28 protein-coding genes and 1 pseudogene are annotated in these 23,787 nt (G+C 62.2%); 16 read left to right on the plus strand and 13 right to left on the minus strand.

Translation table 11 applies throughout. The features are described 5' to 3' along the window. Positions 1–515: 515 nt before the first annotated feature. The 3 genes from AC0L3L_RS34515 to AC0L3L_RS34525 all read left to right on the plus strand — a co-directional run bounded on the left by AC0L3L_RS34515 (position 516) and on the right by AC0L3L_RS34525 (position 1,579). Complete coding sequence (locus AC0L3L_RS34515) at positions 516–896, plus strand: helix-turn-helix domain-containing protein (protein WP_123150892.1); 381 nt, start codon at positions 516–518, stop codon at positions 894–896. Positions 897–972: 76 nt separating this feature from the next. Next, the gene (locus AC0L3L_RS34520; protein WP_123150919.1) at positions 973–1,173 is read left to right on the plus strand and encodes a type II toxin-antitoxin system HicA family toxin; all 201 of its coding nucleotides are present in this window, start codon (positions 973–975) and stop codon (positions 1,171–1,173) included. A gap of 4 nt (positions 1,174–1,177) precedes the next feature. Next, the gene (locus AC0L3L_RS34525) at positions 1,178–1,579 is read left to right on the plus strand and encodes a type II toxin-antitoxin system HicB family antitoxin (RefSeq protein ID WP_123150893.1); all 402 of its coding nucleotides are present in this window, start codon (positions 1,178–1,180) and stop codon (positions 1,577–1,579) included. Positions 1,580–1,646: 67 nt separating this feature from the next. Here the strand turns inward: AC0L3L_RS34525 and AC0L3L_RS34530 are convergent, their stop codons facing one another. Beyond that, positions 1,647–2,240 (minus strand): TetR/AcrR family transcriptional regulator, encoded by a 594-nt coding sequence (locus AC0L3L_RS34530; protein ID WP_473551268.1) that lies wholly within the window; start codon positions 2,238–2,240, stop codon positions 1,647–1,649. Positions 2,241–2,358: 118 nt separating this feature from the next. On the opposite strand from AC0L3L_RS34530, the gene AC0L3L_RS34535 reads away from it, so the two are divergent. Both AC0L3L_RS34535 and AC0L3L_RS34540 read left to right on the plus strand, forming a co-directional pair. Continuing rightward, positions 2,359–2,829, plus strand: a complete 471-nt coding sequence (locus AC0L3L_RS34535; protein ID WP_473641743.1) for an OsmC family protein — start codon at positions 2,359–2,361, stop codon at positions 2,827–2,829. Beyond that, positions 2,826–3,212 (plus strand): nuclear transport factor 2 family protein, encoded by a 387-nt coding sequence (locus AC0L3L_RS34540; RefSeq protein ID WP_473641745.1) that lies wholly within the window; start codon positions 2,826–2,828, stop codon positions 3,210–3,212. Before AC0L3L_RS34535 ends, AC0L3L_RS34540 begins: the two co-directional genes overlap by 4 nt. A 12-nt stretch (positions 3,213–3,224) precedes the next feature. Here the strand turns inward: AC0L3L_RS34540 and AC0L3L_RS34545 are convergent. After that, positions 3,225–3,540, minus strand: a pseudogene (locus AC0L3L_RS34545) (LysE family translocator); the annotation flags it as partial. A gap of 521 nt (positions 3,541–4,061) precedes the next feature. Between AC0L3L_RS34545 and AC0L3L_RS34550 the strand changes: the two are divergent. Continuing rightward, the gene (locus AC0L3L_RS34550; RefSeq protein WP_473641747.1) at positions 4,062–4,733 is read left to right on the plus strand and encodes a VOC family protein; all 672 of its coding nucleotides are present in this window, start codon (positions 4,062–4,064) and stop codon (positions 4,731–4,733) included. A gap of 334 nt (positions 4,734–5,067) precedes the next feature. Here AC0L3L_RS34550 and AC0L3L_RS34555 read toward each other — a convergent pair whose 3' ends face one another. Further along, positions 5,068–5,679 (minus strand): LysE family translocator, encoded by a 612-nt coding sequence (locus AC0L3L_RS34555; protein WP_473641749.1) that lies wholly within the window; start codon positions 5,677–5,679, stop codon positions 5,068–5,070. Between the two features lie 225 nt (positions 5,680–5,904). Between AC0L3L_RS34555 and AC0L3L_RS34560 the strand changes: the two genes are divergently transcribed. Further along, positions 5,905–6,750 carry a class I SAM-dependent methyltransferase gene (locus tag AC0L3L_RS34560; RefSeq protein WP_473641751.1) on the plus strand — a complete coding sequence of 282 codons (846 nt, stop codon included), beginning with the start codon at positions 5,905–5,907 and terminating at the stop codon, positions 6,748–6,750. A 475-nt stretch (positions 6,751–7,225) separates the two neighbouring features. Continuing rightward, positions 7,226–8,530: a metal-dependent hydrolase family protein gene (locus AC0L3L_RS34565; RefSeq protein ID WP_473641768.1), complete on the plus strand. Its 1,305-nt coding sequence runs from the start codon at positions 7,226–7,228 to the stop codon at positions 8,528–8,530. 139 nt (positions 8,531–8,669) lie between these two features. Here AC0L3L_RS34565 and AC0L3L_RS34570 read toward each other — a convergent pair whose 3' ends face one another. From AC0L3L_RS34570 to AC0L3L_RS34595, 6 genes are all read right to left on the minus strand, one after another. Continuing rightward, positions 8,670–9,008 carry a YkgJ family cysteine cluster protein gene (locus AC0L3L_RS34570; protein ID WP_473489773.1) on the minus strand — a complete coding sequence of 113 codons (339 nt, stop codon included), beginning with the start codon at positions 9,006–9,008 and terminating at the stop codon, positions 8,670–8,672. A 53-nt stretch (positions 9,009–9,061) separates the two neighbouring features. After that, entirely contained in the window at positions 9,062–9,223 is a 162-nt protein-coding gene (locus AC0L3L_RS34575) for a hypothetical protein (protein WP_473489756.1), read from the minus strand. Position 9,224: 1 nt separating this feature from the next. Continuing rightward, the gene (locus AC0L3L_RS34580; protein ID WP_473489757.1) at positions 9,225–9,632 is read right to left on the minus strand and encodes a hypothetical protein; all 408 of its coding nucleotides are present in this window, start codon (positions 9,630–9,632) and stop codon (positions 9,225–9,227) included. Continuing rightward, a complete protein-coding gene (locus AC0L3L_RS34585) occupies positions 9,632–9,859 on the minus strand; it encodes a hypothetical protein (protein WP_473489758.1) in 228 nt (75 codons plus the stop codon). Before AC0L3L_RS34585 ends, AC0L3L_RS34580 begins: the two co-directional genes overlap by 1 nt. Before the next feature lie 344 nt (positions 9,860–10,203). Further along, a complete protein-coding gene (locus AC0L3L_RS34590) occupies positions 10,204–10,413 on the minus strand; it encodes a cold-shock protein (RefSeq protein ID WP_010915421.1) in 210 nt (69 codons plus the stop codon). A gap of 532 nt (positions 10,414–10,945) precedes the next feature. Then, positions 10,946–11,599: a glutathione S-transferase family protein gene (locus tag AC0L3L_RS34595; RefSeq protein WP_473641753.1), complete on the minus strand. Its 654-nt coding sequence runs from the start codon at positions 11,597–11,599 to the stop codon at positions 10,946–10,948. A 164-nt stretch (positions 11,600–11,763) separates the two neighbouring features. Between AC0L3L_RS34595 and AC0L3L_RS34600 the strand changes: the two genes are divergently transcribed. Beyond that, positions 11,764–11,943: a CsbD family protein gene (locus AC0L3L_RS34600; protein ID WP_473641755.1), complete on the plus strand. Its 180-nt coding sequence runs from the start codon at positions 11,764–11,766 to the stop codon at positions 11,941–11,943. Positions 11,944–12,018: 75 nt separating this feature from the next. Here the strand turns inward: AC0L3L_RS34600 and AC0L3L_RS34605 are convergent, their stop codons facing one another. Continuing rightward, positions 12,019–13,149, minus strand: a complete 1,131-nt coding sequence (locus AC0L3L_RS34605; protein ID WP_473641756.1) for a metallophosphoesterase — start codon at positions 13,147–13,149, stop codon at positions 12,019–12,021. Positions 13,150–13,273: 124 nt separating this feature from the next. On the opposite strand from AC0L3L_RS34605, the gene AC0L3L_RS34610 reads away from it, so the two are divergent. Beyond that, entirely contained in the window at positions 13,274–13,861 is a 588-nt protein-coding gene (locus tag AC0L3L_RS34610) for a hypothetical protein (RefSeq protein WP_473641758.1), read from the plus strand. A gap of 36 nt (positions 13,862–13,897) precedes the next feature. Here the strand turns inward: AC0L3L_RS34610 and AC0L3L_RS34615 are convergent, their stop codons facing one another. Next, entirely contained in the window at positions 13,898–14,584 is a 687-nt protein-coding gene (locus AC0L3L_RS34615; RefSeq protein WP_473641760.1) for a TetR/AcrR family transcriptional regulator, read from the minus strand. A 94-nt stretch (positions 14,585–14,678) separates the two neighbouring features. On the opposite strand from AC0L3L_RS34615, the gene AC0L3L_RS34620 reads away from it, so the two are divergent. The 4 genes from AC0L3L_RS34620 to AC0L3L_RS34635 all read left to right on the plus strand — a co-directional run bounded on the left by AC0L3L_RS34620 (position 14,679) and on the right by AC0L3L_RS34635 (position 18,130). Continuing rightward, positions 14,679–15,461 carry an NIPSNAP family protein gene (locus AC0L3L_RS34620; RefSeq protein WP_473641762.1) on the plus strand — a complete coding sequence of 261 codons (783 nt, stop codon included), beginning with the start codon at positions 14,679–14,681 and terminating at the stop codon, positions 15,459–15,461. A 131-nt stretch (positions 15,462–15,592) separates the two neighbouring features. Next, positions 15,593–16,990 carry a class II fumarate hydratase gene (fumC, locus tag AC0L3L_RS34625; protein ID WP_473641764.1) on the plus strand — a complete coding sequence of 466 codons (1,398 nt, stop codon included), beginning with the start codon at positions 15,593–15,595 and terminating at the stop codon, positions 16,988–16,990. A gap of 124 nt (positions 16,991–17,114) precedes the next feature. After that, on the plus strand, positions 17,115–17,537 hold the full coding sequence (locus AC0L3L_RS34630) for a DoxX family protein (protein ID WP_473489767.1): 423 nt from the start codon (positions 17,115–17,117) through the stop codon (positions 17,535–17,537). Positions 17,538–17,707: 170 nt separating this feature from the next. Next, positions 17,708–18,130 carry a DoxX family protein gene (locus AC0L3L_RS34635; protein WP_473489768.1) on the plus strand — a complete coding sequence of 141 codons (423 nt, stop codon included), beginning with the start codon at positions 17,708–17,710 and terminating at the stop codon, positions 18,128–18,130. 9 nt (positions 18,131–18,139) lie between these two features. Here the strand turns inward: AC0L3L_RS34635 and ppx are convergent, their stop codons facing one another. Next, positions 18,140–19,675 (minus strand): exopolyphosphatase, encoded by a 1,536-nt coding sequence (gene ppx, locus AC0L3L_RS34640; RefSeq protein ID WP_473489769.1) that lies wholly within the window; start codon positions 19,673–19,675, stop codon positions 18,140–18,142. After that, positions 19,675–21,876: an RNA degradosome polyphosphate kinase gene (locus AC0L3L_RS34645; RefSeq protein ID WP_473489770.1), complete on the minus strand. Its 2,202-nt coding sequence runs from the start codon at positions 21,874–21,876 to the stop codon at positions 19,675–19,677. The genes ppx and AC0L3L_RS34645 overlap by 1 nt, the downstream gene beginning before the upstream one ends. Positions 21,877–22,191: 315 nt before the next feature. On the opposite strand from AC0L3L_RS34645, the gene AC0L3L_RS34650 reads away from it, so the two are divergent. Further along, a complete protein-coding gene (locus AC0L3L_RS34650) occupies positions 22,192–22,437 on the plus strand; it encodes a zinc-finger domain-containing protein (RefSeq protein WP_029354249.1) in 246 nt (81 codons plus the stop codon). A gap of 16 nt (positions 22,438–22,453) precedes the next feature. After that, on the plus strand, positions 22,454–23,683 hold the full coding sequence (locus AC0L3L_RS34655) for an FAD-dependent monooxygenase (RefSeq protein WP_473641766.1): 1,230 nt from the start codon (positions 22,454–22,456) through the stop codon (positions 23,681–23,683). Positions 23,684–23,787 lie beyond the last annotated feature (104 nt).

A 23,787-nucleotide genomic window follows, 5' to 3' on the forward strand; every position in this document is an offset into this window, starting at 1 on the left:
GCCATGATCGCGGAGGCTCCGAAGAAGGAGTCGGCTGGCGGCGGCATGCCTGGCGGCATGGGCGGCGGCGGCATGGGCGGCATGGGCGGCATGGATTTCTAACGAAATCCATCAGCACGCCCATGAACTGATAATGCTCAAGCCCGCAAGCGGGCTTGAGTGGCGGCATGGATTTCTAATCCAGTTCATCAGCCTTCTGATATGGAAAGGGCGGCCGAGAGGTCGCCCTTTTGAATATTGACCAATGGCTTTCCAGGAAAGTCGAGGCTCACGCCAATGCGGTCGCGCCGCACTAAGGACTACAACTTCGTCCGCATTCATTCGGCGCTTCGCGCCACCTCGGCCATGGCCGCCCGGCTCGCCGACGAGCGATCTCAGATATCGTTGCGCCGACCGAAGCGAAGGAAGCTGAGCAGCTGCCCGCTAAGCGCGCCCTACAAAAAGATGAAGATTAACAGGATTTTAATTGTAAACAGTATGACAAGGCTGCTCTTCCAAATCTTTGGAGAAACCACATGCCGATAATCAGACGCTCCCCCCAACCAACTGCAACATTCGCGCAGCGGCTTCAACTCCGAATGTCTGCAAAGCGGGTAAGCCAATCTGAACTCGCTAGACTGGTTGGCTATACGCCAACTGCTATCTGGAACTGGCTCCAGGGCAACACACTACCGAGAGCTGAGACCCTGGCGGCCTTGGCAAATATATTGGAGGTGACTGAAGACTGGTTGCGCGATGGCGACCCAGTAAAGGCTGCGGAGGATGTAAGCGAAGAAAAAGCGCTGGAGCCCAAAACCATGGCCGAAATGATAGAGCACCTCAGAGCCAACATCGCAAACCTTACTGGATATGAGATAGAGCGTGTAAAGCTGACGCTGGAATTTAGCTCCGGCTAATTTCAAACTGATCCACTATGCAAAAAGTGGCGTTGAATCCCACCAAAATGTGTATTATGTTACACGGAGCGCTCTTATGGAACGCGACAGCCGGAAGCTGATCAAACTGCTTGAGGAGGATGGGTGGTTTGAGATCGGCATCACCGGCTCGCATCATCATTTCAAGCATCCAACGAAACTTGGAAAAGTGACAATCCCCCACCCTCGTAAAGATATACCGATTGGCACGGTTCGGGCGCTGATGAAGCACGCGGGGCTGCTCAACAAAGCAAGATAAGAGAATGCGCTACATCGCTTTTATTCGCAAAGATCCTGATAGCGTCTATGGCGTCGACTTTCCCGATATGCCCGGCTGCATTTCGGCTGGCGACACGATAGACGAGGCTGTGCGCAACGCTGTCGAGGCGCTTTCCGGTCATGTGCGAATGCTGGAGGCCGACGGCGATCCGGTGCCTTCCCCTCGCGATTTCGATGCGATTGCAAATGATCCAGAACTTGCGGAGGATCGCGAAGGCGCTATGACGACGGTCGTTCCGCTGATCCGTGACCGTGGTTCCACAACGCGTATCAATGTATCCTTCGATCTCGGCCTGCTTGAAGCTATCGATGCCACGGCCCGTGAACGGGGACAAACCCGCTCTGCCTTCCTTGCTTCGGCCGCACGCAAAGAGATTGTTGACTAGTCGTGCAGACGAGGGCGCTGGCTAGGGCCGAGCCTGTCAAGCTCAAACAAGCAGTATCAGCGTGCCGTTACATTGCAGCGACCTCTTTGGCGGGCAATGCACCTTCTATCAGGGCGGCGACTTCGTCGGCCACCGCCAGCACCTGGGCACGGTCGCGGGTGGCGCGCGCGATCACCATCAGCCCTTCCAGTGATGATTCGACAAGCAGCGCCAGGGCGCGGGCGCGGCGCTCGGGCACCCCTGCCCTGACGAAGGCCGCCTGCAGCAAGCCTATCCATTGCTCGAAGGCCGAGCGGCACAGTTCGGCCAGTTCCGGCACGTCGGCCGGCGAGTCCAGCACCACGGGTGCGATCGGACAGCCAAGTGTGAACTGGTTGTCCTCCAGCATGCGCGCGACCGACTGGTAGATATGGTGGACGGCCACCGCCGGATCTTTTTCGGCGGCCAGCTCTTCGCCAAGCCTTTGCGTCACCTGGTCAACGCTGTCACGCGTGACTTCGATGACCAACTGGTCCTTGCCGCCCGGAAAATGAAAATAGAGCGATCCTCTTGGCGCAGCGGAGGCGCTCAAGATGTCGTTGAGCGAGGTGCCGTGATAGCCGCGCTGCCTCAGCAGCAGCGCCGTCGCCTCGATCATGCGGGTGCGGGTATCGTTCGCCATGTCAACCTCTGTCAGGAGTAAACATTATAGGCCTTGCGCTGAATATGACAATCGGTTTACATAATATGTAGATCAGTCTATATATTCGACGCCGCTTCATCGAAGAGGAGAACGACAAATGACCATCCGTGAAGCAGAGGCCCAATGGCAGGGGTCGTTAAAAGAAGGTTCTGGACGGCTGCGGCTCGGCAGCGGCGTCTTCGAAGGTGCCTATTCCTTCCCGTCGCGCTTCGAGAACGGTCCCGGCACGAATCCCGAGGAACTGATTGCGGCGGCGCATGCCGGCTGCTTTTCGATGGCGCTGAGCGCCATACTGGGCAGCGGCGGTCATGTCCCCGTACGGATCCGCACCGCCGCCAAGGTGCATCTCGGAACGAGCACGGCCGGACCGACGCTCACCCGCATCGACCTTGAAACGGAAGCCGAAATCCCGGGCCTGGCGCCCGAGGAATTCCAGCGCCTTGCCCAATCGGCGAAAGCAACATGCCTCGTTTCCCGGGCTTTGGCAGGCGTCGCTGATATCAGGCTCAAGGCCGACCTCGTCACGGACGCCGCTGCGGAAAAACGAAATCAGGAGATATCGAGATGAAACAGGGTAGCATCATGGTCGTCCATCCAGACGACCAATCCAGCCAGACGGCCGAGATCATGCGGCGCTTCAACGACGTGTTCCAAAATCATGATCCGTCGGCACTTCCGGGCCTGGTGGCCGAGGACTGCGTAATCGAGAACACCGTGCCGGCGCCGGATGGCGCCCGCCATGCCGGCCGGGAGGCCTGCGTGCGGCTGTGGTCGGCGATCGCCAGCGAACCAGGCACGCGCTTCGATATTGAAGAGACGTTCATGGCCGGTGAACGGGCGACAATCCGCTGGCGTTACTGGCATGCCGACGGCAACTCCATCCGCGGCGTCAATCTGATGCGCGTAGCGGACGGGCTGATCGTCGAGGCGATGGGATACGTCAAGGGCTAGCGCCGACAGGCCCTACCGCTCAGTCAGCGCCAGTTTTGCGCCTAGCGCGACGAAGGCGCCGGCGAAGGTGCGGCGCATCCAGGTCATCACCATCGGCCGCGACACCACGTGGCTGCGGATCGAGGCGGCGAAAATGCCGTAGCCGACAAAAGACGACGAAGGTCAAAAGCATGAAGACGCTCGAGAGCTCCAGCATCTTGGACAGCGCGTGCGGCTCGGTGGTGCTGACGAATTGCGGCAGGAAGGCGAAGAAGAAGATCGACAGTTTCGGGTTGAGGATGTTGATCAGGATGCCGGAGGTGACCACCTTGCCGGCCGAGCGCGGCGCGCCCAGCGTGCAGCCGGCGAGCGGGCGACGATCCGCTTCTATAATCGGACCCCGGACGTCAAGGCTCCGTTGTCCTGTTCAGCGGCGGTGTTTTGGAAAGGCCTTAATTTGAACTTCGGCTTACGAACCCGGTGTGGTCTTTGCCGGGTTCTGCAGCAGGGTGTGTCCATGACCCGCAGCGGAAGTTCGCTCGCCCTCGATTGGACTTTGATTTTTGGGAGTTGATTTGCTGCAATACGATAAGAATGCTACCATATTTAGCCGCAATATTTTTTGCTGATTAGCGACCAGCCTTCCAAAACGTAGGACGCGTTCGCCCGCCGCGAAGTCCATCTCGGATTAGCGGGCGCGAGTTCGCGCTACCGGGTATGTGCACATCCAGAAGAGCATCACGAGGTTCGGCGGCATAGGTGCGGCCCCGTGCCTCAGATCCCGCTTGCATGCATGAACAGCCACCACGGGCACCGGCCAGCGCGCGGCGTTAAAGATAACGCAACGCATCCAAACCCAAGGAGATCGTCATGAATGATATTCAGGAGCGCGGCGAAGCCGCAATCGCAACCCCGTCAGCGCGAAGGGTCGACATCAAGCTCGAAGTCGTCGTCATCCCCGTTTCGGACGTCGATCGAGCCAAGCGATTTTACGGCGGCTTGGGTTGGAGGCTCGACGCCGACATCACAGGCGACGAATTTCGTGTCATCCAGTTTACGCCTCCGGGCTCCCCGTGTTCGATAGTCTTCGGCGCAGGGGTCACCCCAGGGCCCTATGCCCGGGTCGAGCTCGATGTCCTCGAAAGCGTTGGCGAGCTCGTCGTGTCAGACATCGAGGCAGCGCGCGCCGAACTCGCCGATCGCGGTGTCGACGTGAGCGAGGTGTACCACTATGCCGGCCGTGAAGGCCGTGTCAGCGGTCCGGACCCTGAGCGGCGCAGCTACTCCTCGTGGGCCTCCTTCAGCGATCCGTCCGGAAATGTCTGGCTGTTGCAGGAGGTCACTGCGCGAGCGCCCGGCCGCGTCGACGCTGACGACACCACATTTGTCTCGTCGGCCGAGCTCGCGGCCGCGCTCCGGCGCGCGTCTGCGGCCCATGGCGAGCACGAGAAGCGGACAGGCGGCCAGCGTGATGAGAACTGGCCGGACTGGTATGCCGAGTACATGATGGCCGAGCAGGCTGGCAAGCCGCTGCCGCTGTAAGGATTGGATCACGACGTCATTTGAAACGGCAGCATCGACGCAATAGTAACCGTTTGATCGAGGAGCCAGCGTCCTCGGGGGCTCAATCGCAGTGCAGGGCGTGCGCATCCCGGCACCGACCACGCTTTGAGGCGTTAATGATAATGTTTTGATGTTTCTCGGGCAGCCGCGCTTGCACGCGACCGTGCTCTATCTGCGGGCGCAGAGCGGCCTCCATCTGGCGCTATTTCATGGCCGACGGCAACTCGCTGCGCGGCGTCAACCTGATGCGCGTCGAGAGCGGGCGGATCGTCGAGGCGATGGGCTATGTGAAGAAGGGGTAGCGCTGGCGGCTCTACCTCTCGGTCAGCGCCAGCTTGGCGCCAAGCATGACGAAGGCGCCGGCGAAGGTGCGGCGCATCCAGGTCAGCACCATCGGCCGCGACACGACATGGCTGCGGATCGAGGCGGCGAAGATGCCGTAGCCGACAAAGACGACGAAGGTCAAAAGCATGAAGACGGTGCTGAGTTCCAGCATCTTCGACAGCGCATGCGGTTCGGTGGTGCTGACGAATTGCGGCAGGAAGGCGAAGAAGAAGATCGACAGCTTCGGGTTGAGGATGTTGATGAGGATGCCCGAGGTGATCACCTTGCCGGCAGAGCGCGGCGCGACATCCTGCCCGACGTTCAAGCCGCCGCGCTCCTTCAGCGTGTTCCACGCCATGTAGAGCAGGTAGGCGACGCCCAGATATTTCAGCGTCTCGAAGGCGAGTGCGCTGGTGTGCAGCAGCGCCGCCAGACCGGTGATGGCGGCCGCCATATGCGGAATGATGCCGAGTGTGCAGCCGAAAGCAGCGATGATGCTGGCCCGCGCGCCACGGGAAAGCCCGGCGCTCAGCGTATAGAGAACGCCGGTGCCGGGCGAAGCCACGACAATCAGCGACGTCAACAAGAATTCGATGCTCACGGATGGTCTCCCGGCGTTGTCCCTGCGCCGGCAGCGTAGCCAGCGAACCGCGCGGGCACAAGCCGGCCCGGGGGGCGGTAGTGTCTCATTTCAAGCATTGACCCTGAAGCGACATTCGCATTGAGGTCAACAGCCAGTCTGGTTGACTGGCTGCCGCATCGGCGCATAGTCGTCGACTTACGCGATGTCCCCTTTGGGGAACAGTCGTATGAGGGGAGGCAAGCCATGGAAGTCGCTGATGGCGCACGTGTCGACGTTCACGTCCCGTATATTCTCGTCCATTCCGATCGTGAGATCAGGCGTCTCAGCCATCAGGCGGGCATCATTAACCCGATCACGCGAAGAATCTTGCTGTCTGCGGGCATAAAACCCGGGATGCGCGTGCTCGACGTCGGCTGTGGCGCGGGCGACGTTACATTCCTGGTTTCCGAGATGGTTGGCAGCGAAGGTCAGGTCATCGGCGCAGATCGGGCTCCAGCGGCCCTTGCGGCGGCGGAGGGGCGCGCGGCGGCGCATCCGATCCAGAATGTCAGCTTCCGTGAAGGCGATCCCGTGGCACTCTCGTTCGGCCGACCGTTCGACGCCGTGATCGGCCGCTATGTTCTGATGTTTCAAGCCGATCCTGTGGCCATGCTGCGTGGCGTCGCTCGTCACCTCCGGCCTGGAGGGACCATCGTCTTCCATGAGCCGGATTGGGACGGCTGTCGATCCAGCCCGCCAGCGCCGACCTACGACGACTGCTGTCGATGGATCGTCGAGACGTTCCGGCGCAGCGGTATCGAGACCAATATGGGTATCAAGCTCGATGCGGCATTCCGCGCGGCTGGATTGACCGCGCCCTCAATGCACTTGGAGGCGGTTGTTGGGGGAACCAAGACCGGTTTCGACTGGTCACACCAGACCGCTGAACTCATTGTCACGATGCTGCCGGAAATACAGAGCCGGGGAGTTGCGACGGCCGCTGAGGTCGATATTGAAACTTTGGGACAGCGCATGCAGCTCGAAATCGAGGCGGGTAGCGTGATCGTGAGCCGCTCGGAAGTGGGCGCCTGGTCGCGTGCCCCGACCTAGTGACAAGACTGGAGCGACAGGGTAGCCCGTACCAATCCTTCTCCGGGGTTCTGGGCGGCTGCCTCGCAGGAAAGACCAAGGCGAATATTCCGCTCTTGGCAACGTGCTTGTTCTGGCAGATGAACCGAACGGCGACTTCCCACCCATTCCGGGCGCGCTGCCTCGTCTGATCGCTTCCTCAGGCAAACCATGCACTGCTTGCCCTGGTATCACCACGATCGGCCTGACCTTCGATACGACCCTTCACTGCGAAAGAGAACAGTCTGGAACGCTTCTTGACGACGATGCCGTATAATCTAGAACTTGTCCTTGCGCCGTGACCACCTCCTCCTGAAGCAGGATAATCGTCATGTGTCACAAATCCTTTGGATCGCAGGAGCTGACAAAAGGCGAGGTCGTGGCGCATGCCGTGTCCTGCGCCGCAGCCGTTTTCTCGGCCCGCACGGCTTTCATGATCCTTCGCTCAGGCAGAGAAATGCTTGCGGCAGCCCTCGTGCTCGGACTTTGCGCAACTGCGGCCGCTGACGAAGTGCTTTTCGAAAACGTCCGCATCTTCGACGGAAAAGGCGCTGCACTTTCGGCCCCATCGAATGTGCTGGTCGAGGGCAATGTGATCGCGCGGATCTCGACAAGTCCCATCGCGGCCGAAGGCGCGCGGCGCATTGCCGGCAACGGGCGAACGCTGATGCCGGGGCTGATCGATGCGCATTGGCACGCAATGCTGATTGCGTCCACACCGGCGGAGGCGATGGGCGACGTCGGCTTCGCCAATCTTGCGGCCGGCGACGAGGCGACGGATACGCTGATGCGCGGCTTCACCACCGTTCGCGACGTGGGCGGGCCGGTGTTCGGCCTCAAGCGCGCGATAGATCAAGGCATCATAGCGGGACCGCGCATATATCCGTCCGGAGCCATGATCACCGTGACCAGCGGGCATGGGGATTTCCGCCAGCTCAGCGACTTGCCTCGGACGATCGGCGGCTTGTTCACTCCAATGGAGAGGAACGGCGGCAGCATAGTTGTGGACAGCCCCGACGAGGTGCGTTTGCGTGCCCGCGAGCAGCTCATGCAGGGGGCCGCGCTGCTAAAGTTGACAGCGGGCGGTGGAGTGTCGTCGCCCCACAGCCCGCTCGACGTCACCACCTTCACCGAGCCCGAACTGCGGGCTGCTGTTGAAATTGCCGAGAATTGGGGCACCTACGTCGCCACGCACGCCTTCACCTCGGATGCGATCCGGAAGGCTATCGCGGCTGGTGTCAAGTGCATCGAACACGGCTTCCTCATGGACGAGGCAACCGCCAAGCTGATCGCCGAAAAGGACATTTGGCTGAGCTTGCAGCCGCTTCCCGAATTGATGAGGACAGGCCTCCAAGAGGGTTCGGTCGAGCGAGCCAAGGCCGATGAGGTGTGGCCGGGCATCGGCAGGACCTACGAACTCGCGAAGAAATACAAGATCAAGACGGCATGGGGCACCGATGTCCTGTTCTCCCGCGCGTTGGCGAAGCAGCAGGGGGCAATCCTGGCGTCGCTTGTGCGTTGGTACACGCCTGCCGAAGCGCTCGTCATGGCGACCGGGACCAATGCCGAGCTGCTCGCGCTGTCGGGCCTTCGCAACCCCTATCCGGGGAAACTCGGCGTGATCGAAGAAGGCGCGCTCGCGGACCTCCTGCTCGTCGAAGGCAATCCGCTGGAGAACCTCGACGTGGTGGCCGATCCTGCCAACAACTTCAAAATCATCATGAAAGATGGCCTTATCTACAAAAACACGCTGACCCAGTGAGGAACGACTGAGCCGCCTGTCTCTACTGGACGCCGCCGATGGCCTGCTGGCCGCAGAGCGCTGGCATTCCACAGCCGAGCGACAAGGAATGGCCGCTTCCCACCCGAGGTGGAAATTCTGAGACACCATCTGAGGCCCGTTATCGCCGCGTCGGCAGCCCGTGGCCGCGACGCGCCATCAGGCAATCGTCGCCGCCGGGCATGCAGGCACGGCAGACGTCCGGTCTGACCTCGTAAATGCCGCAAATGGTCGACTTGCCGACCTCGCCGGCAAGCGCCGAGCAGCGCACGCCGTCGCAGCGCATGCCGGCTTCGTCGGCCGCCACATATTTCTGCGGGATCAGGTCGAGCTGCGCATCATCTTCGGTGGAGAAGCGCGGCCATTCGGCCGAATAGGAACAGCAGGCGCCGCAGCTCTGGCAATCGAAGCGAGGGGCGGCGCCCTCCTCCAGAGACGAAAAGTCTCCGGCGCTCGCCAAGGCAAGCAGCTCTGACGCTACCGGATGCGGATCGGCGTTTCGCGGCAAGGGCGCTATTTCTTCTTCCTGGTCTTGCGCGACGCCACTTCCGCCGGCGACTTGAACAGATCGGTCGCGGCCCCGGCTGTAACGTCGACTTTCGGCGCGGCGGCCGGCTTGGCTAGCTTTGCTGTGGATGCCGCCGGCTGGTCCTTGGCGGAAAATTTTATGGCCATATCAATCCTCGTCGGGGAAACGCGATGATGGCGCATTCGGGTTGCGAAGGCGGCCGATCAGCGCCGAGACCGCCGTGATGTTCATTTCCTCGGGCGACCAGTTCCTGGCCTCCTCGATGTGCCGGGGCGCCAGCTCGCGATGCGTGCTGCCGCTATAGGCGGCATCCTGATGGGTGACGCGCTCATGGGTCTTGGCATTTTCGCGGACATACTCGATCAGATAGTTCGGGCATTCGGAGCGGCCACGCACGCCGAGCCTGACCTGGGCATCGCCATGGGCGCGCCTGCAGCGCTCGAGCTTTTCGAGCACGCGCCGGACATATTCGACCGGCTTGTCGAGCTCTCCTACGACATCGGCGATGGTCGAATCGGTGGCGATCGTCTTTTGCGGGACGCGCTTGGTGGCCATCAGCGTTTGCCCACGCGCTTCGGCGCGGCGGCGAGCGCGGCCGCCGCAGCCATATCGTCGGCTTCCTTTTCCAGGCGCAGTTCGCGCAGCCGCGCGGTCTTGGCTTCCCGGGCCTGGCTGACAGCATCCTGTTCGGACATGATGCGGTTGAGCGACATGGACTGGGTCTGGGTCTTGCTGAAGATGGATTCGGCGTGGTCGCGGGATTTCTTTGAAGTGGCGGTCAAGGTCTTTCTCCCGGTTCGGAGCGTAATGCCGAAAAATGCGAGACCGGTCTTTCGACCAGGACCACGCACAAAGCAATACGGCAGTCGGATTCAAATTGCTGGAACATCCTTAACACGTTCAAACGAACGCGCGGTGCTCTTTTCGAACTTTTGAAGCGACCCAAATGCAAAAGGCCAGGCGTTGCCTGACCTTCCGCTGGAGCGCCGCGCGTGCTTTTGGACGCGCTGACACTTTCATCTGCGCATGATCCTTTCTGGAAACGATGTCTCCCGGGTCATGCGCTGGAATCCGCCATTCACCAGTGCCAGTACATCCGTGGTCACCGGCGAGGCTGAATTCCGTTTTAGGCCGCCTTCAACTGATCGGCGGACATTTTGCCCGACTTATTGTCGCGGACCATCTCGTAGCCGAGCTTCTGGCCCTCGACGATGTCGCGCATTCCGGCGCGCTCTACGGCCGAGATGTGGACAAAAACGTCGGCCGAGCCATCGTCAGGCTGAATAAAACCGAAACCCTTGGTGGCGTTGAACCATTTAACTGTGCCTGTGCTCATAACGAACCCTTTCCGTGGCAAATATTCGTTCGCCGTCATGCGAATGCACAACAGCGTTTGTCTCGATTTTGATGGGGGAAGTTCGTCAAAGGCGCGCCTGGACACGCGGATAACAAAAGTCGGTCAAACAAATATCGACGAATTGCTTTTAGACTTCTTTTGGCGCGGTGTCAATTTTTTGCTTTCGCCGTGTCGGTAGCGCAGGAGTTGTCCGGGTTAGGTAGCACACGAGTTGTCCGGTTTTCTGTCTCCATAAAGAGGCGGATCTGGCGCCGAAACCGGGCCAGCGCCAGCTGTAAAAAAATTGCATGATGCCGGGAACCATTTTGGCATCCGTGCATTTTGGATATCGTCAGCAGTTCATGAGAGCAATCTCAGGAAAGGCTGACACAAAGGACGCCTCCCGTGCAATAAAACGTGCGAGGGGCGTTCTTTTATGGCGCCCGTAGCGCCGGCTTCACATCACAGCGATCATCATCGGCAGGATTTCGTGGCGGAAGCCCAGCCCCGAACGCGGCGTTCTAACCGGGCCCTATTCGTCAGGGCCGGGCTCCGGCCATGTCTCCCTCGCTGCCTCCGCATACCAGTGCCGCATTGCCGATGTTGAGAGCATAGCGTCGACATAGGCGCGGGTGTCCGGCGCCAGCGTGCCGCCATAGGTGTCGAAGCGGGTAACGACCGGCGCATACATAGCATCCGCCGCGGTGAAGTGGCCGAACAGGAACGGTCCACCCTTGCCGTATTTTTCCCGGCATTCCCGCCACAGTGCCTCGATGCGCGCCCGCTGCGCCTCGCCTTCGGCGTCGAGCGGCTTGTGGCCCTTCGGCCTCCGCAGGTTCATCGGCCAGCCATAGCGGACCTCACGAAAGCCGGAATGCATCTCGGTCGCCGCCGAACGGGCCAGCGAGCGAGCGCCGATATCGGTCGGCCACAGCTTCTTTTCCGGGAAAAGGTCGGCGAGATATTCAAGAATGGCAAGGGTTTCCCAGACAATCCTGTCATTGTGAATCAACACCGGTACCTGGCCGGTCGGCGACACTTTGGCCAGATTGGCTGATGTCTCGGGCGTGCGCAGGCGCACGAAGCCTTCCTCGAATGGGATCTCCAGATGCTTCATCGCCACCCATGGCCTCAGCGACCAGGACGAAAAGCATTTGTTGCCGATAAAAAGCGTGAGTTCAGCCATTGTCCCTCCAGCCTTGCTGGCGCGTTCGGGCGCACCCTATCCTGTCCGCCTCGCCGCCGGAAGCTATTCCGCTCGACCGGCCGAGCCTGGAACCGAAGCCGCGCCCGCCCCGTTTGTTTTGATGCCCGTTTTTGGGCGAGTGAATCTACGCAGGAGATGCGGCCATGGTGAACAGGGATCAGGTTGTGGGCCTAGCCAAGCAGCTCAAAGGTTCGGTGAAGAAAGCCGCCGGCAAAGCCACCGGCAACAGGCGCGTCCAGGTTGAAGGCGCGGCCGATAAGATCGCCGGCAAAATGCAGAAGGCCTATGGCGACATGAAGGACAAGCTCAGGAAGGTGCTCTGATCCCTGCGCCGCCGTTTCAATAGCGATGAGGAAAGCGGCTTAGGCCGGCCTTTTGTTTGCTTTCGGTTGCTGCCGTTACAAGTTCAGGCTCTTGGAGAAAGCGTTGGTGAAGGCGATCTCGCCATGGTCACCGATGGCTTCGCCAAGCACCACGTCCATGCTGTCGCTGGTCACCCGCACCAACGCGAAGCCGCCCATATAGGCGGCCTTCGGCTTGAACAGGTCGAGCCCATCGCTGCGGTAGATCATCGGTATCTCGTGCTGGTGGCCATGGAAGATGCCGATGACGTTGTAGCCCTTCAGCGCCGCCAGCAGCGCCTGCCGGTCCGGCTCGCTCCACCAGTGCGGCGCACCAGTACCTTCATCATCGAACGTTCCTTTGGCGGCATCCCATCTTTCGATCGAAAAAACATCCCAGCCATGGTGCTGGAACAGGATGACGGGGCGGCCGTCCGCCGCGTGGGTCGCCAAATCCTGTTTCAGCCATGGCAGGCCGGAGACCGCGCCGTGGCCAGTGTCGCCGGCAAAACGATGCGTCTGGACGAGATGCAGGCCGCCCCAGTCCCATGAGTAGCAGTCGGTGTCGACATCGTAGTCGGTTACCGGCACCGGCGGCTTGAAGAACACGCCGGCACGATGGTTGACCTCGACATAATCGCGCATTTCGCGGCGGTACCAGTCGACATGCTGCGGCGGGCCGTTCTGGTCGAGATCGTGGTTGCCGAGCCCGACATAGACCGGCACATGCACGCGATCCGGGCCGACGCCCTGCTGGTAACGCTGGCTGAACTGGAGCAGTTGCGTGCCTTCGCTGGGCTGGGTGACCTGGCCGCCGCCGTCGTCGGTCATGTCGCCGCCGACGACGAGGCCGAGCGGCGTGCCGATGCGGCTGCCGGCCGAGCGCAGGCCGGTGGCGATGCCGTTGATTTCGGCCGGCCAGTCCTTCTCGCCAATGCCGTCCAACGCGGCGACACTGCGCAGCAAGGCGGCGTCGGTCTTGCCTTCCTGCTGACAATTGGGGCTCAGCCCGCTGGCCATGCGGCAGGCATGGACATCGGCGACGAACAGGAAGGTGGCTTCGACAGGCGGAATGCGCTGCCCGGTCTGTCCGAGCGCCGGTCGCGCAAGCGCGCCGGCCGCAGCAAACCCCGCCGTCCGCGCCAGGAAGCGGCGCCGGGAAAGTGACCCTGCCGAGATGCGATTCATGGCGCGAAATTCAGCACAGCCAACGCCTCTTCGTCCAGTAGCCGCGAACATGTCGACACGGCGCCGCAGGTCTGGCATTGCTTTCAGTGTCAGGACTCAACTTGTGCGGGCAAACGAGGACGCTATGAAGACTATATCCATCGGCACGGCACTCACCATCCTGGCGAGCGCCGCTCATAGTGCCGAGTGCATCGACGCCAAGGCCGCCAAGGCCGGCTTCATTCTCGAAAGGCCCGGCATCCATAGCGAGTTTCGACCGGCGGCGGCTGGCATGGTGTCGGTTGCCAACGAATACCAGTCCCAATCGGCGCAGACGCAGTTTCTGTTCGGCGGTCTTATCGAGGTGTTTCGCGACAGCGACACCGGTCAGCTTGCCCTGATCCCGTTTTCCGATCTCAGAAAGCTGTTTCCGCTCAAGGCCGGGGCGAAAAGCAAGACAGTGTTCGTCCGCCTCGCAGCAAACAAGCAGCCGAAGGGCACCGAGACGCTCGAGATCAACGTCAAGGGCAAGGAGACGTTCAGCCTGGGCGACTGCAAATACAATGTGCTCGCCGTCAGGCAGACGATCAAGAACGAGGCCGGCAAGACGCAGGATGAATTCACCGCGCTCTACGCGCCCGACCTGCAAGCGGTTCTGGCCAGGCGCTATGACGAGGGCACCAACGCCGAAAGCGTGGTTGGCTACGAGGTCATCAAACCGCTGCCGAATTAAGTCCCGGCAGGGCAGAGGGCGACTGGCGCTCCGGCATCAAAAGGCTTTGTACTGCCGCAGCACCCTGCGACGTCGCTTCGCAACTGCTTCGCCCTTGGATGACGAAGCTGGGGAAGCTCCCTGCTCCAGCGCGTTCAGGCAATCGCGCAGCACGCCTGAATCCTGCGCCGTCTTGGCGATCGACATGGCGCCGGAATAGGTCGCGACCGCAAGCGCGGCGAAGCGCTGCGGATCGGTGTCCTGCTCCCTGCCCGCTTGCTGGTCGGCACTGACCTTGTCGGCGATCGCCTGACGCCATGCCGAAAAGATGCTGGCAAGGGCAGCTCGGAAATCCGCATCGGCAAGCGACAGTTCATGCGCCAGATTGTTGAGCGGGCAGCCGCGCACGAGACCCTGTTGCTCCAGTTCCGCCGCCACGGCCTCGAAGACGCTGCGCACGCCCTCGCGCGCCGAGCCTGCCGCCTGCACCGGGGCGATCCATGTTGCTTCGACGGCCGCCGCCACCCGCTCCTCGATCACCGCCAGCGCCAGCGCTTTCTTGGTCGGGAAATGATGATGCAGTGCGCCGCCGGTGACGCCTGCCGCCGCCATCAGGTCGCCGAGGCTGGAAGCGTGGTAGCCGCGCACCTGAAACGAGGCTTCGGCGACATCGAGCACGCGTTTGCGCAGGCCCTCCGGGTCGTTGGTGCGTTTCCCGGGCCGCACCTTTGGGCGAGAGGTCATCTCTGCTGACATTTTCACACGATAGCAGATTGACAAAACAGGACAACCGGTCTGTTTTAAAACAGGATAAATACCCTGTTTTGGAGATTGCGCAATGAGCCTGCCCCCGAATGCCCCGCCGAAATCCCGCCTCAACGCCTCGCCGGTCGTCGAACTCAGGCAGTACACGCTGAAACCCGGCCGGCGGGAGACGCTGATCGGCATCTTTGACGGTCACCTGATCGAGGGTCAGGAAGCGGCAGGGATGACCATCATCGGTCAGTTTCGCGATCTCGACAGGCCCGACATGTTCGTCTGGCTACGGGGCTTCGACGGAATGGTCGCGCGGAAAAATGCACTGGCCGCTTTCTACGAGGGACCCGTCTGGGCCGCCTGGCGCGACGCCGCGAACGCCACGATGATTTCCTCCGACGACGTGCTGTTGCTGAAACCGGCATGGCCAGGCGCCGGCTTCGATCTGTCGGGATCGCAACGGGCGGACTTGCCGGGTCACGAAAAGCCAAGCGGTGACAATCGCTTGTCGGATATTGTTGTCATCAAGATTCATCATCTGCGGCCCGGCGCCGAAGCCGACTTCGCCAGCCGCTTTGAAACCGACGCCATCGCCACCCTGGCGGCATTTGGCGCACGGCCACTTGCTGCGTTTGTCACCGAACATGCCGAAAACAGCTTTCCCCGCCTACCGGTGCGATCAGGCGAAAACGTCTTCATCAGCGTCGCCGCCTTCGACAGCGCGGACGCCCATGCCCGCCACGAGGCAGCCCTTTCCGGTTCCCCGGAGTGGCAGGCATTCGAGCGGGAGGCCCAGTCATGTCTGGCCAGATCGACCGAGACCTTGCGCCTATCTCCAACCTCACAGTCACTGCTTGGGCGGTGAGAGGCGAGCCTCTTCCTTCTCCCCCCTGCGTTCCTTCAACCGATTTGCATTCTTGCCGCCAGCAATCTCCGCTTGAAGCCATTTGTGCAACGCGATACGCCGGTGCCGAATTCGACAGATCGGAGAGACATGTGAGCGCGCCAGAGACCAGAACCGAAACCGACACGTTCGGTCCCATCGAGGTCGCCGCCGACCGTTACTGGGGCGCCCAGGCGCAACGTTCGCTGGGCAATTTCAAGATCGGCTGGGAAAAGCAGCCGGCGTCGATCGTTCGCGCGCTCGGCATCGTCAAGCGGGCGGCGGCCGAAACCAACATGGAGCTGAAGCGGCTCGACCCGGCCATCAGCAAGGCGATCATCGAAGCCTCTCAGGAAGTCATCGACGGCAAGCTGAACGATCATTTCCCCCTGGTCGTCTGGCAGACCGGCTCGGGCACGCAATCCAACATGAACGCCAACGAGGTGATCTCCAACCGGGCGATCGAGCTGCTGGGCGGCGTCATGGGGTCGAAGAAGCCAGTGCACCCCAACGACCACGTCAATATGAGCCAGTCGTCGAACGATACCTATCCGACGGCCATGCACATCGCCTGCGCCGAGCGCATCGTGCACGACCTGTTGCCGGCGCTGAAGCATTTGCATGCGGCGCTCGAAGCCAAGACCAAAGCTTTCGCCCACATCATCAAGATCGGCCGCACGCATACACAGGACGCGACGCCCCTCACCCTTGGCCAGGAATTCTCAGGCTATGCCGCGCAGGTCGCCTCCTCGATCAAACGCATCGAGATGACGCTGCCCGGCCTGCAGGAACTGGCGCAAGGCGGCACCGCCGTCGGCACCGGTCTCAACGCGCCGGTCGGCTTTGCCGAGAAGGTGGCGGCGCGCATCGCCGCGATCACCGGCATCGCGTTCGTCACCGCGCCGAACAAGTTCGAGGCGCTGGCCGCCCATGATTCCATGGTGTTCTCGCATGGCGCCATCAACGCCTGCGCCGGCGCCCTGTTCAAGATTGCCAATGACATTCGTCTGCTCGGCTCCGGCCCGCGCTCCGGCCTTGGTGAACTGTCGCTGCCGGAAAACGAGCCAGGTTCATCGATCATGCCGGGCAAGGTCAACCCCACCCAGTGCGAGGCCTTGACGCAGGTCTGCATCCAGGTGTTCGGCAACAATGCGGCCGTGACCTTCGCCGGCAGCCAGGGCCATTTCGAGCTCAACGTCTACAATCCGCTGATGGCCTATAACTTCCTGCAGTCGGTGCAGCTGCTCGCCGACGCCGCCATCTCCTTCACTGACAATTGCGTCGTCGGCATCGAAGCGCGGGAAGACAATATCAGGGCCGCCCTCGACCGTTCGCTGATGCTGGTGACGGCCTTGGCGCCGACCATCGGCTACGACAATGCCGCCAAGATCGCCAAGACCGCGCACAAGAACGGTACGACCTTGCGCGAGGAAGCGCTGGCCACCGGGCTGGTCAGCGAAGCCGACTACGACCGCCTGGTACGGCCGGAGGACATGACGCATCCCGGATGATTTTACGCTGATCGCAAAAACGTTACTGCTGTGAACGATCTGTAACCAAATCCGCATCTTTGGTGAACAGTCGACCTGATCTATCTGGGGGGAACACCACAACCCCTTCCGGAGAGAGCCCACCATGTCCACCAACACATCAGTTGCCGGTTCCGGCACCGCTTCCAATCCCTCGGCCACCATCCTGCTTGGCCGCGTCCTGCTTTCAGTCATCTTCGTGCTTTCCGGTTTCGGCAAGCTCACTGCGATCGCCGGCACCGCCGGTTACTTCGGCAGCATCGGCCTGCCGATGCCGACCGTAACGGCCGTTGTCGTCGGCCTGATCGAGCTGCTCGGCGGTCTCGCCATCCTCATCGGCTTTCAGACCCGGATCACAGCCTGGGTGCTGGCAGTCTTCACCGTCGCCACGGGACTGGTCGCCCACACCGGCTGGGCCGATCAGATGCAGATGATCAGCTTCATGAAGAACCTGGCGATTGCCGGCGGCTTCCTCGTGCTGGCTTCCTCGGGCGCCGGCGCCTATTCGGTCGACGCCAAGCGCGGCTGAAGCGGTCCAGGAACGATTTGCAGCAAGGGGCGCGGAATTTTCCGCGTCCCTTTTTCGTTGTCGGTTTATCAAGACTTTCGCCGGGCCGAGTGGCCTGACCCGAATTCTGCTAAGGTCGAGGCGTCGGGGAGGAACAGGCCAATCGGCCTGGCCGACATCGGAGGTGACCAATGCCCCGCAATGCGCTGCTTCTGTTTTCCCGACTGCTTCTCGCCGCGCTATTCGTTCCGTCCGGCTTCCACGCGCTTAGCGACATTGCCGGCACATCAGGTTATTTTGCCGGCCTCGGCCTGCCGCTGCCGACACTCGTAGCCTGGGCGACGGGCCTGTTCGAGCTGATCGCCGGACTGCTTATCCTCGTCGGCCTCAACACCTCGATCGTGGCGCTCCTGCTTGCCGCCTTCTGCATCGCGGCAGGCTTCATCGGCCATTTTGGCCAGGGCGGCGACGATCCGACACTGACCTTCATGCACTCACAGATGCTGATGAAGGACATCGCCCTATCAGGCGGTTTTCTGGCGCTGGCGATGGCTGGCGCAGGTGCCTATTCTGTCGATGGCCAGGGTTTTGGGATCGACGCCGACGCCACTTGATGAGACAGACTACTTGACCGAAACGCTGGAGCCGCCCTCGACCGCCAGCACCAGCCGGCGATTGGTGACCCTCGCCAGTTGCGCCAGCCGCCCGGCCGGCCGCTCGCCGTAAAGGTCGGCCAGCGACGACGGCAGCACCAGCGCCAGCACGCCATTGCCGCGCCTCTCCCATTTCAGTCGCGGCATGACCCCCGGCATCGCCGCCGTCAGCAGGTAGACGACGCGCATCACCGCGGCCAGCACGCGGGCGCGCTCGATATAGCGCGGGGCTGCCAGTGCCTTGATTTCCGGCGCGATCGATTCGTTGAAGATGCCCTCATGACGGTAGGCGTTGGCCAGCGCCAGGAAGGCGCGGCCGGGATGGTCGACGCCGATGAAGGAGGCGTGGGCAATGATGTTGAGCGACTGCTTGCCGCGATATTCGGGATGCGCGCGCCAGCCGATGTCGGCAAGCAGACAGGCGGCCTGGCGGTAACGCGCCTCGTCGACGGTCTCCTCGATGCCGAAGGCGGCGAATGTCTTGCCCGTCCACTCGACAAGCTCATGCGCGTGGGTGACCGAGCGCGAACGCAGCCGGGCGAGTTCCTCCGAGGCCGAGATCAGCGGATCTGCCCTCTGCTCGGCTTTGTCGAGCAGCGAATAGAGAAAGCCCTCGCGCACGCCCAGCGCCGAGACGATGATCTTGGACGGCTGCATCGCCGCCATGATCTCCTGCAGCACGATGGCGCCATAAGGCAGCAGCGAGCGGCGGTTCTTTGAGACGCCCTCGATACCCCTTATCTTCTCGATCTCGCCCTTGGCGACCTGCTTGAGGAAGTTCGCAGCGCTGTCGATGCCGATCTCGTAATGGTGCATGACGCTCAGCGGATAGCTGGTCATTTCCATGTAGAGCCGGGCCAGGTTTCGCCAGGTGCCGCCGACGGCATAGAACGGCCTGCCCTGCCCGCCTTTCAGGAGCCTCGCCTTCGCGAGCTCGTCGCGCGCTATCTTTCCCGCCTGGGCCAGTGAGTTCTTCGCCATGTCCTGCAGGCGCAGACCGCCCAGCGGCAGCGTGATGCCGTCGCCGATTGCCTCGCCGTCGACGTCGACCAGTTCGAGGCTGCCGCCGCCGAGGTCGCCGGCGATGCCGTTGGCCGGGTGGAAGCCGGAAATGACGCCGAGCGCGGAATAATGCGCTTCCTGGCGCCCGCTCAGCACCTGGACCTCGGTCTTGAGCACATCTTCGGCGCGGTGGATGAAATCGGGGCCGTTGACCGCCTCGCGGGCGGCGGCGGTCGCCAGCACATACATACGCTCGGCGCCGGCCTGCTCGGACAGCGCGCGGAAACGGCGGAATTCTTCCATCGAGCGGGTCACCGCCTCGGGATCGAGCCTTCCGGTCGAAACGATACCGCGACCGAGGCCGGCCAGCATCTTTTCGTTGAACAGCGTGGTCGGCGAGCGCGCCAGCCCCTCATAGACGACAAGACGGATCGAGTTCGACCCGATGTCGATGATGGACAGCGGTCGGCGGTCCTGAAGCCGGCCCTGGGACGTTGAAATCATCAGCCGGTCGCTGCGCCGTTTTTCTTGCGGCGCTTGAACTGCGCGATGCGCTTGGGCGCATGCGATTTCAGCGCATCTCCACGTCCGGAAAGGCTCGGATTGGTCATGAAATATTCCTGCGCGTTGAACGGTTCCTCGCCCTCCTCGAGCGTGGCGCGCCGGGAGGTTCCGTCAGCCAATACGTCGAAACTTTGCTGGTTGTCCATGATGTTGCCCAGCATGATCTGGCCGAGGACTTGTTCATGCACCGTTGGATTGGTGATCGGCACCATGGTTTCGACGCGGCGGTCGAGATTGCGCGGCATCAAATCGGCCGATGAGATGTAGACGACCGCCCCGTCCGACGGCAATCCGTGGCCGTTGCCGAAACAATAGATGCGGCTGTGTTCGAGGAAGCGGCCGACGATCGACTTGACCCTTATGTTTTCCGACAGGCCCGGCACCTGGGGCCTCAGGCAGCAGATGCCGCGCACGACGAGATCGATCTCGACGCCGGCGCGGCTGGCGTCATAGAGCGCGTCGATGATGATCGGGTCGACCAGCGAATTCATCTTCATCCAGATGCGGGCCGGCCTGCCCTCCAGCGCATGCGAAATCTCCTCCGAAATGTGCTTGAGGATGCGCTTGCGCAGGGTGAACGGCGAGATGGCCAGCCGCATCTCCTCGGTCGGCTCGGCGTAGCCGGTGATGAAATTGAACAGCTGGGCGACATCGCGGGCGATCGTCGGATCGGTGGTGAAGAAGGACAGGTCGGTGTAGATGCGCGCGGTGACCGGGTGGTAGTTGCCGGTGCCGAGATGCACGTAATTGCGCAGCTTGCCGTCCTCGCGCCGCACCACCAGCGACATTTTCGCATGGGTCTTCAGTTCGAGGAAGCCGAACACGACCTGAACGCCGGCGCGCTCGAGGTCGCGCGCCCATCGGATGTTGGCTTCCTCGTCGAAACGTGCCTTGAGCTCGACCAGCGCCGTCACCGACTTGCCGGCCTCCGCCGCGTCGACCAAAGCGCGCACGATCGGGCTGTCGTTCGAGGTGCGATAGAGCGTCTGCTTGATCGCCACCACTTCCGGGTCGGCCATCGCCTGGCGCAGGAACTGCACCACCACGTCGAAGGATTCGTAGGGGTGATGAACGATGATGTCCTTCTCGCGGATGGCGGCGAAACAGTCACCGCCGTGCTCGCGGATGCGCTCGGGAAAGCGCGGATTATAGGGCGTGAACTTGAGATCGTCGCGGGCGATGGCGACGATCTCGGAAATCTGGCTGAGCGCCAGCGGACCGGTGAGCACGCTGATGCGGCTCGACGAGACGCCAAGCTCGCCGGCGACGAACTCGCGCAGTTCGGCCGGCATCAGCTTGTCGAATTCGATGCGGATGACCGAGCCGCGGCGGCGGCGCTTCAGCGCCGTCTCGAACAGGCGCACGAGATCCTCGGACTCTTCCTCGACCTCGATGTCACTGTCGCGGATGATGCGGAACGTGCCGGAGCCCTTGACTTCGTAGCCGGGGAACAGCTTGCCGATATAGAGACCGACCGCCTCTTCCAGCGGAATGAAGCGGAAATGACGCTTGCGGTCAGGCAAGCGGATGAACCGCTTCAGCGCCACCGGCAGACGCAACAGGGCGCTCATCTCTTCGCCATTCCTGCGATGGCGCAGTTGCAGGGCCATCGAGAAGCCGAGATTGGGAATGAACGGGAACGGATGCGCCGGGTCGATCGAAAGCGGTGTAAGCACCGGAAACACCTGCTCCTGGAAATGATCCTCGAGCCAGGTCTTCTCGTCCTTGGTCAGCGCATCGCGGCTGATGCTCTCGATGCCTTCCTTGTCGAGCAGCAGCATCAGCGCGGAAAGGCTTTTCTGCTGGTCCTCCTGCAGGCGCTCGACCTCGCGCAGCAACTGTTCCAGCTGTTGTACGGGGGTGCGGCCATCCGGGCTCTTCAGCGTGATGCCTTCGCGAACCTGGCCGGCGAGACCGGCGACGCGGACCATGAAGAACTCGTCGAGATTGGCGGCCGAAATCGACAGGAAGCGGACACGCTCGAGCAGCGGATGATTGGCGTTCAGCGATTCCTCGAGGACGCGGCGGTTGAATTGCAGCCAGGAAAACTCGCGGTTGACGAAGCGGTCCGGGTTGCCGCCCTCGGGGCTCGCCACCTCGACAGTGGTGAATTCGCTCTGCACCGGCTTTAGTTCGTTCATGGTTCCTGCTCGTTTCGCACCGCTGGCCACAGCGTGGCGCGTCTTTGCGGACGCGCAAAGGACGCCCCCACACTTAAGCTACGCATGATCCCCAGCGAAACCGAATTCGGTTTTCGGACCATGCCTTAACCGGCTTAGCTTATCCTGTGACAGGCTTTTACGACAGTTTGATTTCATCGATCTTGCAAAGAGACTGCTTATGATCCAGATGCAATCCAGGTACAGCGCGGCGCGTCCTTTGGACGCGCAAAGGTCGCGGTGGAATTTTGATTTTGCGCATGATCCGGGGTCATGCGTCAAATATAGGAGACGACGATGGCAGGCGGTTCCATTCCCCATTTCCAGAACGATGCGGGCTATGCGGCGATCGACATCGGCGTCAAGGAATTCATGTGCACCGGCGCCAACCCACCTTTCGACCATCCGCATGTGTTTCTCGACATGGGCGACGACAATGAAAAGGTCTGCCCCTATTGCTCGACCCTTTATCGCTATTCGCCAAAGCTGAAGGCGACGGAAACGCAGCCTGCGGGATGCCTCTATATCGACCAGGCTGCCTGACGCGCACGCCATCCGCATGGACGACACCCGGTCCCGGCAGGTGGTTATCGCCGGAGCCGGCGTCGCTGGACTGACTGCGGCGCTGGCGTTTTCCGAGCGCGGCTATCTGGTGCGGCTGTTCGAACAGGCGCCGCGCCTCGAAGCCGCCGGCGCCGGCATCCAGCTCTCACCCAACGCGACGCGCATCCTTCGCCACCTCGGCGTGCTCGACCGGCTGTTGCCGGCGGCGATGCGGCCGGAGGCGGTCGTGCTCAAGGAGGCGGCCACGCTGCGCGAGCTGGCGCGGGTGCCGCTTGGCGAAGCAGCCGAAAGGCGCTGGCAGGCGCCCTATCTCGTCGCTCATCGGGCTGACCTGCAACACGCGCTGATGGCGCGGATCGCCGAACAGCCGGACATCAGTCTCGCCACCGGCGCGCGCGTCAGCGGCGTCGCCACAGGACCGCGCCATACCACGGCAACAGTCGAGATTGCCGGCAAGACGGTGGAAGCCGACGGCTTTCTGCTGATCGGCGCCGACGGCGTCTGGTCGGCGATCCGCGCTTTTGGCGGGCTTGCGGCCAAAAGCCGGTTTTCGGGCGAGCTTGCCTGGCGCGCTACGATCAGTGCAGACAGCGTCGCGGGAGAAGCCGTTGCGGCGGTCGGCGCCGCCAATTGCGTGACCACCTTCCTGCATCCCGGCTTCCACCTCGTCACCTATCCGGTCAGTAACGGCACGGCGTTCAACCTGGCCGCCTTCACCACGGGCGAGATCATCGCCGAGGGCTGGTCGGGCCGCGCCGACCCCAATATCCTCGCCGGCGCCATGCGTGGCACGGCGCCAGCACTGGCCCGGCTTGCCGAGGATGCCGGCCCGTGGACCGCATGGCCGATCCATACGGTCGACCAAGGACAGCCATGGACGACGCCCGGCGGCATCGCCCTGATCGGTGATGCGGCGCATGCGATGACGCCGTTTGCGGCGCAGGGCGCGGCGATGGCGATCGAGGATGCCGCAACCCTTGCCGGTTTTATCGCCGCCTCGCCTGCCGATCCCGGGAGCGCGCTTGCCGCCTGGGAAAAGGTGCGGCGCCCGCGCATCGCCAGGGTCGCCCGCCGCGGTGCCGTCAACCGCTTCGCCTGGCATGCAGCGGGGCCGGTGGCCGTCGCGCGCAACCTGTTCCTGAAGCTGCGCTCGCCGGAAAAGCTCGCGGCCGATCTCGACTGGCTCTATGGCTGGCGGCCGCCGGAAATCGTCGATCGGCGATGAAAACTCGACCGTCTGGCGGGACAGCGCCCCATAGGCGCTAACCTTAGGGGTAGACTGGTGGAATCGAGATGTGATTCCTAGGCCAGATGCAGAGGAATGATTCG

It is taken from the genome of Mesorhizobium sp. WSM4849 (assembly GCF_055811385.1).

What these genes read in the sequence shown, in the direction of transcription:
- AC0L3L_RS34565 (WP_473641768.1), top strand. Translation starts at nt 7,226, where the DNA reads ATGCTTGCGGCAGCCCTCGTGCTCGGACTTTGCGCAACTGCGGCCGCT.
- AC0L3L_RS34610 (WP_473641758.1), top strand. Translation starts at nt 13,274, where the DNA reads ATGAAGACTATATCCATCGGCACGGCACTCACCATCCTGGCGAGCGCC.
- AC0L3L_RS34655 (WP_473641766.1), top strand. Translation starts at nt 22,454, where the DNA reads ATGGACGACACCCGGTCCCGGCAGGTGGTTATCGCCGGAGCCGGCGTC.
- AC0L3L_RS34580 (WP_473489757.1), bottom strand. Translation starts at nt 9,632, where the DNA reads ATGGCCACCAAGCGCGTCCCGCAAAAGACGATCGCCACCGATTCGACC.
- AC0L3L_RS34535 (WP_473641743.1), top strand. Translation starts at nt 2,359, where the DNA reads ATGACCATCCGTGAAGCAGAGGCCCAATGGCAGGGGTCGTTAAAAGAA.
- AC0L3L_RS34550 (WP_473641747.1), top strand. Translation starts at nt 4,062, where the DNA reads ATGAATGATATTCAGGAGCGCGGCGAAGCCGCAATCGCAACCCCGTCA.
- ppx (WP_473489769.1), bottom strand. Translation starts at nt 19,675, where the DNA reads ATGATTTCAACGTCCCAGGGCCGGCTTCAGGACCGCCGACCGCTGTCC.
- AC0L3L_RS34575 (WP_473489756.1), bottom strand. Translation starts at nt 9,223, where the DNA reads ATGGCCATAAAATTTTCCGCCAAGGACCAGCCGGCGGCATCCACAGCA.
- AC0L3L_RS34525 (WP_123150893.1), top strand. Translation starts at nt 1,178, where the DNA reads ATGCGCTACATCGCTTTTATTCGCAAAGATCCTGATAGCGTCTATGGC.
- AC0L3L_RS34620 (WP_473641762.1), top strand. Translation starts at nt 14,679, where the DNA reads ATGAGCCTGCCCCCGAATGCCCCGCCGAAATCCCGCCTCAACGCCTCG.
- AC0L3L_RS34530 (WP_473551268.1), bottom strand. Translation starts at nt 2,240, where the DNA reads ATGGCGAACGATACCCGCACCCGCATGATCGAGGCGACGGCGCTGCTG.
- AC0L3L_RS34595 (WP_473641753.1), bottom strand. Translation starts at nt 11,599, where the DNA reads ATGGCTGAACTCACGCTTTTTATCGGCAACAAATGCTTTTCGTCCTGG.
- AC0L3L_RS34615 (WP_473641760.1), bottom strand. Translation starts at nt 14,584, where the DNA reads ATGACCTCTCGCCCAAAGGTGCGGCCCGGGAAACGCACCAACGACCCG.
- AC0L3L_RS34520 (WP_123150919.1), top strand. Translation starts at nt 973, where the DNA reads ATGGAACGCGACAGCCGGAAGCTGATCAAACTGCTTGAGGAGGATGGG.
- AC0L3L_RS34590 (WP_010915421.1), bottom strand. Translation starts at nt 10,413, where the DNA reads ATGAGCACAGGCACAGTTAAATGGTTCAACGCCACCAAGGGTTTCGGT.
- AC0L3L_RS34600 (WP_473641755.1), top strand. Translation starts at nt 11,764, where the DNA reads ATGGTGAACAGGGATCAGGTTGTGGGCCTAGCCAAGCAGCTCAAAGGT.
- AC0L3L_RS34650 (WP_029354249.1), top strand. Translation starts at nt 22,192, where the DNA reads ATGGCAGGCGGTTCCATTCCCCATTTCCAGAACGATGCGGGCTATGCG.
- AC0L3L_RS34645 (WP_473489770.1), bottom strand. Translation starts at nt 21,876, where the DNA reads ATGAACGAACTAAAGCCGGTGCAGAGCGAATTCACCACTGTCGAGGTG.
- AC0L3L_RS34635 (WP_473489768.1), top strand. Translation starts at nt 17,708, where the DNA reads ATGCCCCGCAATGCGCTGCTTCTGTTTTCCCGACTGCTTCTCGCCGCG.
- AC0L3L_RS34560 (WP_473641751.1), top strand. Translation starts at nt 5,905, where the DNA reads ATGGAAGTCGCTGATGGCGCACGTGTCGACGTTCACGTCCCGTATATT.
- AC0L3L_RS34630 (WP_473489767.1), top strand. Translation starts at nt 17,115, where the DNA reads ATGTCCACCAACACATCAGTTGCCGGTTCCGGCACCGCTTCCAATCCC.
- AC0L3L_RS34515 (WP_123150892.1), top strand. Translation starts at nt 516, where the DNA reads ATGCCGATAATCAGACGCTCCCCCCAACCAACTGCAACATTCGCGCAG.
- AC0L3L_RS34605 (WP_473641756.1), bottom strand. Translation starts at nt 13,149, where the DNA reads ATGAATCGCATCTCGGCAGGGTCACTTTCCCGGCGCCGCTTCCTGGCG.
- AC0L3L_RS34540 (WP_473641745.1), top strand. Translation starts at nt 2,826, where the DNA reads ATGAAACAGGGTAGCATCATGGTCGTCCATCCAGACGACCAATCCAGC.